Here is a 13,834-nt window from a genome sequence, read left to right on the forward strand (position 1 = left end):
GGGTATTTGCGTGGTGCTGGCACTGCTCGTGGTTCTCCTTCGGGCCAGGATCATAAGCCTGGTTTCAGGGACTCCACGAATCCGGGGTCAGCTCAGCGTTTCGGCACTGTCGTTCAGCACCAAGTCGGTCGACGCCACCTCAGGGTCGGCCACCATCGAACTGAACTGGACGATGACCTCCTCCAACCCGAACGCCTCCGGCTTCGGGGGTGACATCCACATACGCAGGATGAATCCGAAGACCGGCGCCTACATCGGCACCGAACTCGCCGCCGGCTTCGACTCCCGAGGTTCACTGTCCGGCGACGTCACCGTCAAGCCCGGAGCCACCCCCGCCTCGACCACGTACACATGGACCGTCCCCGTCCCCCAGTACGGAGCCACGACGAAGACCACGTGGGCGGTCTCGGAGATCCACGGTGGCGACGGCGCCGGCGACTCGATCGACTGGACCGCGCCCCAACTGGCCGCTTTCCCACGCACCTTCTCCGCCCGGACCACCGTGGACCAGGGTTACCCGAGCCTCGACCGGATCGCCCTCGCGCAGGGGGCGCAGGCCACCGTCTACGAAGCCCCGGGACAAGGTGCCACGCTGCGGTACCAGCTCGACAGCCAGGAGAACAAGTCCGGCGTGTACGGCGGAACGGTCGTGGTCACCGGTCCGGGCGGCCGCACGGTGCGCGGATCGTCCGCCATCGGCTGGGACTGGAGCGAGGGCTACCAGGGCTGCGGCAACATCGGCTGGATGCAGCGCCAGGTTCTCGACTGCACCGTGACCGTGTCGCTGCCGGCCGGCCTGCCGGAGGGCGACTGGAAGGTCACCGAGGTGGATCTGACCAGCAACGCCGGGGTCACCCACGCCTACACCGGGCTGTCCGAAGCGGCGGTGCACGTGACCTCTGACAGCGTGCTTTCGGCGAGCGGCTTCGCGTTCACCCCGAGCCAGATCGACAGCTGGCACTCGCCCGTCCCGACCGCACGGCTCTCGCTGCGGCCTTCCGGCGCTGTGGGCGGGGTCAGCTCCGTACAGCTGACCAACTGGGGAGACAACGCCACCCAGTGCCAGCAGTTGTCCACCACCCCGACCGTGCAGGCGGACGGCACGGTCACCGTGCCGGTACGCGGGCTGCGGGGCCAGTTCAGCTGCCGGCTCACCGGTTTGATCATCACCGACGGTCACGGCGACCAGGCCGCCTACGGTTCGTCACTGGGCGCCCCGGACATCGATGCCACACTGACCAACATCCCTGACACCGTGTTGCCCACGGTGGACGCGGTCACGGTCACTCCGGGTACGGTCCCGGCCGACGACACCCAGACATGGATCAAGCTGACGATCGACGTGTCCGCCTCGACCGCCGGGGTGAACGTACTCGACCTGTACCTGGTCGACGCCTCGGGGCACGCCTACCCGATCGAGTCCGGCGGTGTGCCCACGACCTTCTCCGGCCCGTTGGACCAGTACTTCACCCTGCCGCAGGGCACCGCACCCGGCACCTACACCATCGGCTTCAGGCTCCAGGACCAGGCCTACAAGACCGTGAGCTACGGCCTGCCGGGCAGCGGCAGCCAGCCGATGCCCGGCGGACCGGTCACCTTCGACGTCACCACCCCCGTGACCGCCAGGTGACCTGACGACGCGCAGGAATCGCAACAACCGAAACCGCAGATTCATCAGTACATGACAGGCGACCGTGACCACGTGATCGCCGATCGGCTGGGGCCGTGACCCGGGAGGGTGGGGGAGTGGCCCAACTCAAGCCGACGCAGGTCAGCTGTGCAAGATCCTGAGAGGCGGTCAATGAACGGGTACCGTCGCTGCCTCGGCCGGCGGGTAGGGAGGTCACCCTGCAAGGATGAGGGGCGCCTACGCGGCATTGCCCCTTCAGTTGTCGGTCTACTGATCACCGGCCCTGCTGACCAGCAGGACAGAAGAAGCCCACGGCTCTGACCAGTTCAGGTGCTGTGGGCTTCTGTCGTTGTTGGCCGGTGTCGGGCGTCCTCGCACGGCCCAGAGACGGCCCGCGCACCGCGTGCACACCGCCATTGCGCCGGGAGAAGTCCTGGGCCGCCTCCCCGGAGCCCTCGGCCGGATCGTGCGTCGGTGTGCCCATGGTGGTCCAGTAGACGACACCGGCCTCGATGACGATCCCGTCGGGGGCGGAGCCCGCGTCCTGGACCAGGGTCTCCACCCGGCCGTCCGCGATGCCGACCCGCAGCCTGCCCTGCGGCAATGCGCCGCCGAGCGTTCGACGATCGCGGGCTGGGCCGCAACGACGGCGCTGCGTCCGAGACGTCTCGGGAGACGGGGAGCGGCGTATAGGGGCCAGGTGCAGGCTGGATGGTGGAGGTGGGTCGCCGTGGCACAAAACGAAGCCGTCTCGCCGGGTGAGGGCGCTGCAGTACTGGAAGCTCTGTTCCACCGGTCGCCCATCGGCCTGCTGATCTTGGACACGGAGCTGCGCATCCTGCGGATCAATCTCAACAGGCCGGCTCTGCACGAGGCACCTACGGAACAGATCGTGGGCCGACTCGTCACCGACGTGTATGACCTCTCCGCACCCGGCGAGGTGGAGGCGATGCTGCACGGCGTGCTGGAGAGCGGCGCCCACGAAGAGGGACGCCTCGTGGCGGTGCGTCCGAAGGGTGCACCGGGGCCGGAGTACCTGTTCTCCGTCTCAGCATCTCGGCTGGAGGACTCGCAGGGGAGGATCTGGGGAGTGCTGACGGAGATGCTCGATGTCACCGAACGCGAAAAGGTGGGTGCCCGCATACGTGTCCTCAGCTCCGTGCGCGAGAACGTGGGACGGACCCTCGACGTGGTGGCCACCTGCGAGGAACTCGTGCAGGCAGTGGTGCCGGACCTCGCCGACATCGCCGTGGTGGAAGTGGTGGACGCCGTGGTGCGCGGTGAGGAACCTCCATCGAGCCCTCTGGGACCGGAGGTGCCACTGCGCCGTGCCGCCTTCGCCCACAGCGGCGGAGAGGAGCAGATCCAGGCACATCCGGTGGGCGACGTGCGCGCCCTGCCGTTCTCGACGCCTTACGCCCAGACACTGGCCGACCTCAAGCCCCGTCTCGTCCCCCTGGGCCCCGACACGCCCTGGCTGGGAGCCGACCCGCCACGCGCCGAGGCGATCCGCGCATCCGGTGCCCGCCTTCTCATCACGGCACCTTTGACGCTGCGTGGAACCGTGCTGGGACTGCTGAGCCTGTACCGCACCGACCAGGTCGACGTGTACGACAAGGGCGATGTCACCCTCGCCCTCGCAGTGGCCGCACACACCGCGCTGTGCGTCGACAACGCCCGCCGCTACACCCGCGAACACACCATCGCTCTGACGGTCCAGCGTCACCTGCTGCTGTCCCACCCTGACCCGCGGACCACCCTGGAAACCGCGCACCTGCACGTGCCGTCCGAGGCGGGGGGAGGCAGTGGGTTCGACACCTTCGCCCTGTCCGGCGCCCGCACCGCACTGGTCGTCGGCGAAGTCGCCGGACAAGGCATCCATGCGGCCACCACCATGGGACAGATAGGGACCGCCGCCCGCTCCCTGGCTGCTCTTGACCTGGAGCCCGACGAGCTCCTCGCCCGCCTCAACGACACCGCCATAAGCCTCGCCGAGGAACGCGCAGCTCTGCCGCCCGGCGATCCCATGCCACTCACGGCAAGCTGCGTGTACGCGGTCCACGACCCGCTCGCCCAGACTTGCACCATCGCCCTGGCAGGCCATCCCCCACCCGTCATCGCCCATCCCGACGGGACCACCGAGATGCCCGACCTGCCCGCCGGACCTCCTCTGGGGACAGCCGAGGGACCCCCCTTCGCCGCCACCACGATCTCCGTCGCCGAAGGCAGCGTCCTCGCCCTCTACACTGCGTCACTACTAGGCGACGCATCGTCACCGGACACTCTCCGACGGGTGCTGGCCCATTCTGAGCGGCCACTGCAGGATCTATGCGATGACGTGCTCTACCGGCTGCGGAACGACATCGGCCACAGCGACGTCGTCCTCCTCCTCGCACGCACCCACCCATTCCCCGCCGACCAGGTCGCCGCCTGGCATCTCGACCACCACCCCCAAGCCGTTGCTGCGGCGCGCACCCACGCCCGCCACCAGCTCGTCCTTTGGGGAGTCGATGAGGAAACCGCCTACACCACCGAAATGATCGTCAGCGAACTGGTCACCAACGCCGTCCGTTACGGCACCCCGCCTGTCCAGTTGCAGCTCATCAAGGACCGCACCCTCACCTGCGAAGTCCACGACGGCAATTCCCTCGCGCCACGGCTGCGCCACGCGAAGACCATCGACGAAGGCGGGCGCGGCTTGTTCATCATCGCCCAACTCGCACAGAACTGGGGCGTCCGCTACACGCTCGACGGCAAGACCGTCTGGGCCGAGCAGAGCCTCTCGCCCGCAACCACAGCCCGTCTTCAGTAGCAGCCTGTTCGTCACGACACGCATCGTTCGGCGCCTGTCCGGAGTTCCTGCCGACCGCCCGACTCAGATTGCCGGTCTACCGGGCCCCAAGCCTGCCCGTCGCGGCGGTCCTGAGGGGAGCCAGCGCATACAGCCGCCCGAGTCGCGTCCCCGTCCGTCCGGTGTTCAGGCGGCCGATAGTGCCTCGTCTCCCTTGCGGTTGACCGGTCGGGTGCGCATCGGCCTGCCCGGCAGCCTTCGCCTTGCGAGCGCCCTGCGCACAGGCCCATCCTGAAAAAGGCATGCCGGCCACCGTATGGACCGAGCGCAGACGGCTGCGGAACTTGCGGGGACCGCGGCCCGCGCAGGGAGCGGGTTCCTGATGAGGCTTGTCGTCGATCTCAACCGGTGCCAGGGATTCGCACAGTGCGTCTTTCTCGCCCCGGACGTCTTCTCCCTCCACGGGGAAGAAGCGCTGCTGTTCTCCCCTCGCTTCGACGAGGCACAACGTGACCGGGTGGAGAAGGCCGCTGCCGCCTGTCCGGTCCAGGCCATCCTCGTGGACTACTCCGACGAGCCGACGAGGCGGGTCGAGCCCCATGTCGGCTGACACGGACGTCCAGGCCCTGCGGCGCCAGGGCCGTATCGTCGTGGTCGGCGCCTCGCTGGCCGGTCTGCGCGCGGCGGAGACCCTGCGCGAGCAGGGCTTCACCGGATCGCTGACCATGATCGGCGACGAGCCGTATGAGCCCTATGACCGGCCGCCGCTGTCCAAGCAGGCGTTGCTCGGGCGGGCACGGCCCGAGGACACCGCACTGCCACGGCGGCGCGACATCGACGCCGAATGGCGTCTGGGCGTCGCCGCCGAGAGGCTGGACCGGGACTCCAAGCAGGTACGCCTGGCGAACGGCGACACCGTCCCCTACGACCGCCTGCTGATCACCACCGGGACCAGAGCACGGCCCTGGTTCCACCCGGAAGAGGCCGCGCTGGACGGGGTGTTCGTGCTGCGTACCCGCGACGACTCCGCACTCCTGTACCGGAAGCTGACCGGGGGCGTGTCCCGGGTGCTGGTGATCGGCGCCGGTTTCACGGGCTCGGAGGTCGCGTCCGCCTGCCGGGAGCTGGGCCTTCAGGTCACGGTCGCCGAGCGCGGCCCGGCGCCGCTGGTGGGCGCGCTCGGTGGAGTGATCGGCGCGGTCGCGGATCGGCTGCAGCGCAAGCACGGAGTCGACCTGCGCTGCGGTGTCAGCGTCACCGCCCTGGAGGGTGACGACATGGGGCGACTCAGGCGCGCCCATCTGTCCGACGGTTCGGCGATGGACGTGGAGGTGGCGGTCGTCTCGCTGGGTGCCATGCGGAACACGGAATGGCTCGCCGGCTCGGGGGTGGCCGCGGGGCCTCGGGGGATCGCGTGCGACGCCGGGTGTCGGGTGTTCGACGTCAACGGCATCGTCACCGACGACATCTACGCCGCAGGTGACGTCGCCCGCAGCCCCCACCCGCTGTTCGACTACCAGTTCCTGGCTCTGGAGCACTGGGGCAACGCGGTCGAACAGGCCGAGATCGCCGCCCACAACATGATCTGTGCGGGTCCGGATCGCCGTCCGCACCTGTGGCTGCCGATGTTCTGGTCCTCCCAGTTCGGCGTGAACATCAAGTCGGTGGGGGTGCCGTCGCTGGGCGACCAGCTGGTCGTCGCCCAGGGGGCGCTGGCCGAGGAGCGGTTCGTCGCGGTGTACGGCTACCGGGGCCGCGTCATCGCCGCGGCATCCTTCGACGGAGCCAAGTGGCTGGGGTTCTACGAGCAGCAGATCGCGTCCGGCGCGCCGTTCCCGCCGGAGTACCGCACGGTCGACCGCCGGACCGAGACGCTGGATCCGGTCGACCCGGCCTTCCCCGATCCCCATCTGCCCACCCACGGGGCCACGGTCACGCTGACGGGGCACGCGCCGAGCGAGCGGCGTGTCTCGTTCGTTCCGGCGCATGCCTGATCACCGGCCCTGCACCGCCCGGAGCCCTCAGGAGTCACCATGACGTCCGGCACCCTCGTCTCGCAGATCACCGACTACGCCAATCGGGCCGATCCGTACCCGCTCTACGCCGAGCTGCGCAAGCAACCGGTCAGGCGGGAGGACGACGGCTCCTACCTGGTCAGCACCTACTACGAGGTGCGGAGCCTGGCCAATGACCCGCGGCTGAGCAACGACACGAGCAACCGCCCGTCCGGCTACGCCCGCGTCGGGCAACCGGACCCGGAGACCGGTCTGCCGCCCAGCTTCATCTTCACCGACCCGCCCGTGCACGACCGGCTGCGTGACACCATCAACCGGCCGTTCGGTCCCCCGCACAGCCCCAGGTTCCTCGACGGCCTGCGCGGAGAGCTGGCCAAGGTCGTCACCGAGCTGCTCGACGCCTTCGAAGGCAAGGACCAGGTCGACATCGTCGAGGAGTTCTCCTATCCCCTTCCCGTCACGGCCATCTGCAAGGTCCTGGGCGTGCCGCGCGAGGACGAACCGCGCTTCCACGGCTGGGCCGACGCCCTGGCGTCGTCACTCGATCCCCAGGCCGGCGGCGCCGACGTCCAGGAGAAGGCACAGCGGGCACGCCAGGACCTGGGCGCCTACCTGGCCGACCTGATCGAGACCAAACGCCGTCACCCCGGCCCCGGAATCCTCAGCGCGCTCGCCCCCGACATGACTCCGGCAGACCTGGAGGCCACCGCGGTGCTGCTCCTGGTCGCCGGCCACGAGACCACCGTCAACGCGATCACCAACACGACCCTCACCCTGCTGCGCCACCCCGACGTCCTTGACCGGTTCCAGAAGGATCCGGGCTTGGCCGTCCCGCTCATCGAGGAAGTGCTGCGCTACGAGCCCCCGGTCCAGTTCGTCCCGTGGACCACCGCCCTGGCCGACATCGACGTCGCCGGCACCACCATCCCCAAGGGCTCCCCGGTCTGGCTCATGCTCGCCGCTGCGAACCGCGACCCCACACGCTTCAAGGACCCCGACCGTTTCGACCCCGACCGCAAGGACAACGAACACCTGGGCTTCTACACTGGCATCCACTACTGCTTCGGCGCCCCCCTCGCCCGGATAGAACTCCATGTGGCGGTGCCCGAGCTCTTCCGCCGGGTCAGGTTCTCCGGGCTGCTCGAGGACCCGCCGCCGTACCGTGCCAACGCCGTACTGCGCGGCCCTCGCCACCTTCCCGTGGCGATCGAGGGCTTCGCGGCCTGAGCACCGCCGCAGGGGCTGGGGGAGCTGGTCCAGCTGCGTCTCGTGGCCGCGCCGCTGTTTCGTGTTGGCAGGGGAGTCAGGTCGGCCTGAGCTGTACGTTGTCGCGGTGCTGCGGGCCGCGAGGCCCGTAGTCGATGTCCGCGCCGGTGTTGCTGCTGGCCATGACCGCGGCGGGAGCGTCGTAGGGATCCATGACGGCTTCGATGAAGATCAGCGTGTCGTTGGGCGCGCTGAGGGCCTCTGCCAGGTCCGCGGTGCTCTTGACGACGAACGATCGCGCCGTGGTGTCCGGGCGGAGCACTCTCGGTAGATCCGCGTAGGCCCAGGTCGCGATGTCGTTGTACTGCTCGGTTCTGCCGAGGTAACCGCGTTCGATGGTGTATCCGCCGTTGTTGATCAGGAAGATCACCGGCTTGTGGTCGTGCCGCAGGATGGTCGACAGCTCCTGCGCGGTCAGCTGGAATGAGCCGTCACCCAGGAACAGCAGGTGGCGACGGTCTGGCGCTGCGGTCAGCGTGCCGAGCAGAGCTGCGACCGAGTAGCCGATCGAGCCCCAGTTGATCGATCCGACGAAGGTGCAGTCCGGTGGCAGCTGCAGGCCGAGGAGGGCGTACGACGTGCCGTTGTCGAGGAGGAGCACGTCCCCGGCCCGGAGGTAGCCCTGGATTGCCTGCCAGTACGCGGCCTGCGTCAGGTTGGTGGAGCCGCCTGCGGGGGTCTTTGCCGCCGTAGCCCCCCGCTGTGGTGCAGCGCGGCCCGTGCCGTGCGGGACGGTGTCCAGTACGCCGCGGATGACTTCCTGGAGCGTCACCGCCTGATAGTTGTCATCGCCGATGTCCACCGAGTGGCTGCGGGCTTGGATCGTGTCGGCGGGCAGCGAAGCGGTGAAGTCGCCCGTCGTCACCTCGATCGGCCGGTAGCCGATGGAGAGCAGGCAGTCACTGGACTCGATCGCCGCGCGCGTGTGCGGCTCGCTTGCCTGACCGTTGTAGATGCCGACGTAATAGGGGAAGGTTTCGTCGATGACCGCCTTGGCTGTGCTGATCACTGCCACGGGGAGCCGCATTTTCTCGGCCAGTCCCATGACGTCGGCTGCCACGCCGAAGCGGTCCGCGTCCAGATCCACCAGGACCGCCGGTGACTCGGCGGCGGACAGGTGGGCTGCGATTGCGGTGACGCACGACCGCAGCCGTTCCGGGTCGCTGGGCGGTTGCGCGAGCACCAGCGGAGCTTGCGGAACCTCGATGTCGAGATAGGCGATGTCGGAAGGCAACTCCACGTACACCGGGAGCTTTTCCCGCCACGCGGTGAGGATCAGCCTGTCGATCTCGGTGACCGCGTTGTGCGGGGTGAGTCGTGCCTGCGCGGCGGTCACCTGCGCGTAGGCGCCGAGGAAGCGGTCCCATGTGCCGTCGGCCATCGTGTGGTGCATCCCCAGGCCGCGATCGATGGACTTGAGCGGTATCGACCCGCAGATACAGACCACCGGCACGTGCTCGCTGTAGGAGCCGGCGACCCCGTTGATCGCGCTCAGGGCGCCGACGGCGTTCGTCACGAGGAGCGCGCCCATACCGTTCAGGCGGGCATAGCCGTCCGCTGCATAGGACGCGTTCAGCTCACTGCAGTTACCGACCCATTCCAGCGTGCCCGCGTCCTGAAGCTGCTGCAGCAGTTCGAGGTTGAAGTCACCGGGGACGCCGAAGAGGTGGCCGACGTCGGCCTCCTCCAGACGCCGGAGCAGGAAGTCGCCGATCGTCATCCATCGGCTCGGGATGGTGGACATCACCTGTGCCTCCGCATCGCCGGTGTCGTCTCCTCCGGGAGGGGAGCAGCTTATGTCCATTTTGCGGTGAGAGATGGTTGGAGGCCTCTGGGGGCTCGTGCTCCCACGCACGGGCGGATCAACCAGGGAATCGCGGGCGCTCTCGTACCCCGGTCCCCGTGGCGGTGGTCGCCACGGCCGGCGAAAGCTCACTGTTGAGGTACCGGCCTCGACTGGAGCCCTACCGCCGCATCGTGGGCCCGGCTACCCGCCAGCGCGTCCTACGCTGCGAGCCGCGCTGAACGCTGCGATCGCCCAGCAGCTCATCACCTTCAACCCGGCGGCCCACGTCGAGTTGCAGGCGGGCAAGAGGCCCAAGGCACTGGTGTGGACGGGCGAGCGCATCCTCCACTGGAAGCGCACCGGCGAGAAGCCCTCGCCGGTGATGGTCCGGACGCCGGAGCACACCGGTCTCTTCCTTGACCACGTTGCGGAGGACCGCCTGTACGCGCTGTTGCACCTGATTGCCTTCCGCGGGCTGCGACGCGGTGAGGCGGCGCGGGCGCGCGCGGCCTTTCCCTGACTTCCCCGTTCCTGCCGTTCAGCGGGTTGCAGTCTTCCGTCCCTGCCTGATCGTTCCCTGCCTTTACCCGGCCTTCCGTTCCCATGGCGTTCCCATGGGCGCGGCGGTCCCGTCGGGCGGTGATGCCGGGCACACCCCCTGGTGCGCCGGCTCGCTGACCGGCCGTGCCTGAGCGCCGCGCCGTTACGCTGAGGTCATGCGGACAGAGGCGATAGGCGACGGGGAACCAGGCGGCGATGCCGTGCGGGTGCTCGTGGTCGAGGACGACCCTGGTATCGCCCGCTCCTTGATGCGCGGGCTGACGCGGGCTGGATACGCTGCCGCCGGCGTGGACACCGGCAGCGGGGCGCTCGCCGCCGAGCCGGTGCCGGACGTCGTCCTGCTGGACCTCGGACTGCCGGACACGGACGGTGTAGAGGTCTGCCGGGCCCTGCGTCGGCGCTCCGACGTGGCCATCATCGTCATCACGGCCCGCGGTGAGGAAGGCGACCGGGTCTCGGCGCTGGACGAGGGCGCCGACGACTATCTGGTCAAGCCGTTCGGACTCGCGGAGCTGATGGCACGCATGCGGGCGGTGCTGCGCCGCACCCGGCCGGCCGCGCCCGAGGTGCTGCAGCACGGCCCGCTCGCTGTCGATCTGCGGACCCGCAAGGTCACGGTCGACGGCGTAGACGTCACGCTCACACCCAAAGAGTTCGACATCCTGGAGTGCCTGGCCACTGACCCGGGCCGGGTGATCACCCGCCAGCAGATCCTGGAACGGGTGTGGGACGCGCATTGGTACGGCCCGACGAAGGTGCTGGACGTGCACGTCGCCGCGCTGCGCCGCAAGCTGGGCGTGCCGGGTTTGGTGGAGACGGTCTACGGGCGCGGGTTCCGGCTCGGTGAGCCGGCCGGTGGGGTCGACCGAGCGTGACCCGCCGTATCGCGCTGACTGTCCTGGCGCTGATCACCGTACTGCTGGTGAGCGCCGTGGTGCCGCTGGGCGTGCTGCTGACGGACCGGGAGGACGACTCGTTCAGGAGCGCCCTGGAGGCCAGTTCGCGCTCCGTGTCCGCCGCTGCGGAGGAGCACATTTCCGACAGAAAGCCGACGGGTTCGATGGACCGTCAGCTCCACGAGGCCGATCAGCACAGGGAGTGCGCGGCGGTCTACGACTCCGCGGGCCGGGTGATCGCCACGACCTCGTGCCCTGTCGCGGTCCCCGCCCACGAGGTGGCTTCCCTGATCCGGGAATCGCTCGCCGATCCCGGCACCCATGTGGCCAAGGCGGCGGACCGGCTGGTGGTGGGCACGTCCGTCGGCGACACCGACGCCCCCGCGGGCGCGGTGGTGCTGAGCCGCTCCCTCGACCCGCTCCACGACCGCATCCTCGCCGTGTGGGGCTGGCTGGCCGGAACCGCCGCCGTGGTACTCGCGGCGGGGGCGTTCGTCTCGGTCCGGCTGGCCCGCTGGGTGGGGAGCCCGTTGAAGGCGGTGGACGAGACCGCTCAGCGACTGGGTGAGGGCTCGTTGGAGGTGCGCGCGCCGGTGGGACGCGGGCCGCAGGAAGTGCGCCGGCTGGCGGCGTCCTTCAACACGATGGCGGGCCGGATGGAGGGACTCGTGCACGGTCACCGCACGGTGATCGCCGATGTCTCGCATCAGCTGCGCACCCCGCTGGCCGCGCTGCGGCTGCGCCTGGACGTGCTGGCCGAGGAGACCGAGGACGTCGAGACGGCCGCGGAGTTGGCCGGTGCGCAGGAGGAGATCGCTCGGCTGTCCCGGCTGGTGGACGGGCTGCTCGCGGTGGCCCGCGCGGAGAGCGCGGTACCCCGGCCCGTGCGGGTCCGGGTGGACGAGGTGGTGGCCGAGCGGCGCGGGGCGTGGGAGCCGGTGGCCCGCGAGCGCCGGGTGGCACTGACCACCCGGTGCGGCCCGGGCCTGAGTGCCTTCGTCGGCGCCGGGGATCTGGAGCAGGTACTGGACAACCTCATCGCCAATGCCGTGGACGCCGTCCCCGTCGGCGGCCGGGTGCGCATCGAGGGCACCACCGCGCCCGGCTCGGCCGGACAGCGCACCATGGTGCGGATCAGCGTGATCGACGACGGGCCCGGCATGAGTACGGCGGCACGCGCGGCGGCGTTCCGCCGTTTCGGCAATCCGGAGGCGAAGGGGAGCGGTCTCGGGCTGGCCATCGTTCACCGCCTGGTCACCGCGAACGGCGGATCCGTCCAGCTGGCGGAGACGCCGGGAGGCGGTCTGACCGTCGTCGTGGAACTGCCCCCGTTCCGCCGCGCCCATACCCGCGGCAACGGGCAGGCTCAGTAGCCACATCCGGATTGCCCTTTTTGTACGCCCGCGATGTGTGGGCCCGGTGGGTCCGTGGGCTCCTCGTTCGTACCCGGATATGGCCCCCACCTGGGGCGATGCATGCCTTTACTGGTTTTGAAGACTTTCTGAACGGGTCCTCGACGGGCCATGCCGGACGCTGGTGTGCAGACAGGTCCCCTTGATGCCCTTCCGAAGGAGCACCACGCATGTCGCAGCACGAGCGAGTATCCGGGGTCCGCGCCGAGCACAAGCGAAGCCAAGGCCTGCGGCGCGTCGGTCTCGCCACCATCGGCGTCTCGGTCGCGGCCGCCGCCGGCTCCCTCGCCCTGGGCACCGGCTACGCCCAGTCGGTGCCGACCGCGGCGAGCGTCCCGGCCCAGCGTCCCGCCGCCACCTCGCCAACGACCGGGGACGACGGCGCGCAGCAGCCGTCGGCACGCTCGGCCGACCCGAACTCCGACGACACCCGGCAGGGCACCTCGCCCCACAAGCTGCGCCGGCCCGCGCAGCCCCCCACCGCCGTGCCTGCCCAGCCCGCGCCGGCCGCACCGCCCGTCACCTCCGGCAACTCATGACCGTCACCGCCGCCGCTCCGGCGACGGTCAGCTTCCCGGCCCTGGGCACGACCGCGGTGCTGCTGGTCACTGATCCCGCCGCGCTGGACAACGCGCGGCGAGTGCTGGAGACCGAGCTGGCCGCGATCGATCTGGCCTGTAGCCGCTTCCGCGACGACTCCGAGCTGTCGCGGGCCAACGCCGCTGCGGGCCGCGAGGTGACCGTGAGCCTGTTGTTCGCCGAGGCGCTTCAGACGGCCTTCCGCGCCGCCGAACTCTCCGATGGCACAGTCGATCCCACCGTGGGGCCCGCGATGTCGGCCCTCGGCTACGACCGGACCTTCGCAAGTGTGCGCCCCGAGGACGTCCGGCCGGCGGCCGTGGTCCGGCCGGCCGGCTGGCGCAGCGTCCAGTGGGATCCGGGCGAGCGGCGGCTTCGGCTTCCCGTCGGGGCCGGCCTCGACCTGGGCGCGACGGCCAAGGCGCTGTGCGCGGACCGCGCCGCGGCGCGTGCCGCCCGCGCCGTCGGCTGCGGTGTGCTGGTCAGCCTGGGCGGAGACCTGTCGGTGGCGGGTGAACCCCCGGAGCAGGGCTGGCAGGTGGGGATCGCCGACGACCACGCCGGGCCCTGGCATCCGGACGCGCCGGTCGTCGCCGTACGAGACGGCGGCCTGGCCACCTCCGGTGTTACCACCCGTACCTGGCGGCGCGGCGGCCGTACCCTGCACCACCTCGTCGATCCGGCCACCGGCGACGTCCCACCGCCCGTCTGGCGCACCGTCAGCGTCGCCGCGGCCAGCTGCGTGGACGCCAACACCGCGGCCACCGCCGCGATCGTCCGCGCGCAGGCGGCGCCCGACTGGCTGCGCCACCACCGGCTGCCCGCCCGGCTGGTACGGACCGACGGCAGCGTGCTCACCCTCGGCGGCTGGCCGCCCGATCCCGAACCCGGAGACTGA

Annotated in this window: 11 protein-coding genes and 1 pseudogene; 10 read left to right on the top strand and 2 right to left on the bottom strand. The window is 70.1% G+C overall.

Annotated elements, in window-relative coordinates:
* Window positions 1-1,630: hypothetical protein (locus ACFYZE_RS24220; protein WP_388997762.1), on the top strand; the 1,630-nt coding region annotated here is incomplete at its 5' end.
* Between the two features lie 274 nt (window positions 1,631-1,904).
* Here ACFYZE_RS24220 and ACFYZE_RS24225 read toward each other — a convergent pair.
* Window positions 1,905-2,234: a hypothetical protein gene (locus ACFYZE_RS24225; protein WP_388997765.1), complete on the bottom strand. Its 330-nt coding sequence runs from the start codon at window positions 2,232-2,234 to the stop codon at window positions 1,905-1,907.
* A 126-nt stretch (window positions 2,235-2,360) separates the two neighbouring features.
* Here ACFYZE_RS24225 and ACFYZE_RS24230 point away from each other — a divergent pair, with 126 nt between their 5' ends.
* From ACFYZE_RS24230 to ACFYZE_RS24245, 4 genes are all read left to right on the top strand, one after another.
* Complete coding sequence (locus ACFYZE_RS24230; RefSeq protein ID WP_388997768.1) at window positions 2,361-4,442, top strand: SpoIIE family protein phosphatase; 2,082 nt, start codon at window positions 2,361-2,363, stop codon at window positions 4,440-4,442.
* 361 nt (window positions 4,443-4,803) lie between these two features.
* Entirely contained in the window at window positions 4,804-5,031 is a 228-nt protein-coding gene (locus ACFYZE_RS24235) for a ferredoxin (RefSeq protein ID WP_200420786.1), read from the top strand.
* The gene (locus ACFYZE_RS24240; protein ID WP_388997771.1) at window positions 5,021-6,415 is read left to right on the top strand and encodes an NAD(P)/FAD-dependent oxidoreductase; all 1,395 of its coding nucleotides are present in this window, start codon (window positions 5,021-5,023) and stop codon (window positions 6,413-6,415) included. Before ACFYZE_RS24235 ends, ACFYZE_RS24240 begins: the two co-directional genes overlap by 11 nt.
* Window positions 6,416-6,454: 39 nt before the next feature.
* Window positions 6,455-7,663: a cytochrome P450 gene (locus ACFYZE_RS24245; RefSeq protein ID WP_388997774.1), complete on the top strand. Its 1,209-nt coding sequence runs from the start codon at window positions 6,455-6,457 to the stop codon at window positions 7,661-7,663.
* A gap of 76 nt (window positions 7,664-7,739) precedes the next feature.
* On the opposite strand, the gene ACFYZE_RS24250 is transcribed toward ACFYZE_RS24245, so the two are convergent.
* Window positions 7,740-9,557, bottom strand: a complete 1,818-nt coding sequence (locus ACFYZE_RS24250) for an alpha-keto acid decarboxylase family protein (RefSeq protein ID WP_388997777.1) — start codon at window positions 9,555-9,557, stop codon at window positions 7,740-7,742.
* A 101-nt stretch (window positions 9,558-9,658) separates the two neighbouring features.
* On the opposite strand from ACFYZE_RS24250, the pseudogene ACFYZE_RS24255 reads away from it, so the two are divergent.
* The 5 genes and pseudogenes from ACFYZE_RS24255 to ACFYZE_RS24275 form a co-directional block, all read left to right on the top strand.
* Window positions 9,659-9,981 (top strand): annotated as a pseudogene (locus tag ACFYZE_RS24255) (site-specific integrase); the annotation flags it as partial.
* Window positions 9,982-10,204: 223 nt separating this feature from the next.
* Window positions 10,205-10,924 carry a response regulator transcription factor gene (locus tag ACFYZE_RS24260; RefSeq protein ID WP_388997779.1) on the top strand — a complete coding sequence of 240 codons (720 nt, stop codon included), beginning with the start codon at window positions 10,205-10,207 and terminating at the stop codon, window positions 10,922-10,924.
* Window positions 10,921-12,318: an ATP-binding protein gene (locus ACFYZE_RS24265; protein WP_388997782.1), complete on the top strand. Its 1,398-nt coding sequence runs from the start codon at window positions 10,921-10,923 to the stop codon at window positions 12,316-12,318. The genes ACFYZE_RS24260 and ACFYZE_RS24265 overlap by 4 nt, the downstream gene beginning before the upstream one ends.
* 209 nt (window positions 12,319-12,527) lie before the next feature.
* On the top strand, window positions 12,528-12,896 hold the full coding sequence (locus ACFYZE_RS24270) for a hypothetical protein (protein WP_388997785.1): 369 nt from the start codon (window positions 12,528-12,530) through the stop codon (window positions 12,894-12,896).
* On the top strand, window positions 12,893-13,834 hold the full coding sequence (locus ACFYZE_RS24275) for an FAD:protein FMN transferase (protein ID WP_388997788.1): 942 nt from the start codon (window positions 12,893-12,895) through the stop codon (window positions 13,832-13,834). Before ACFYZE_RS24270 ends, ACFYZE_RS24275 begins: the two co-directional genes overlap by 4 nt.

The sequence above is a fragment of the Streptomyces sp. NPDC001796 genome (assembly GCF_042892355.1).
Classification (GTDB): domain Bacteria; phylum Actinomycetota; class Actinomycetes; order Streptomycetales; family Streptomycetaceae; genus Streptomyces.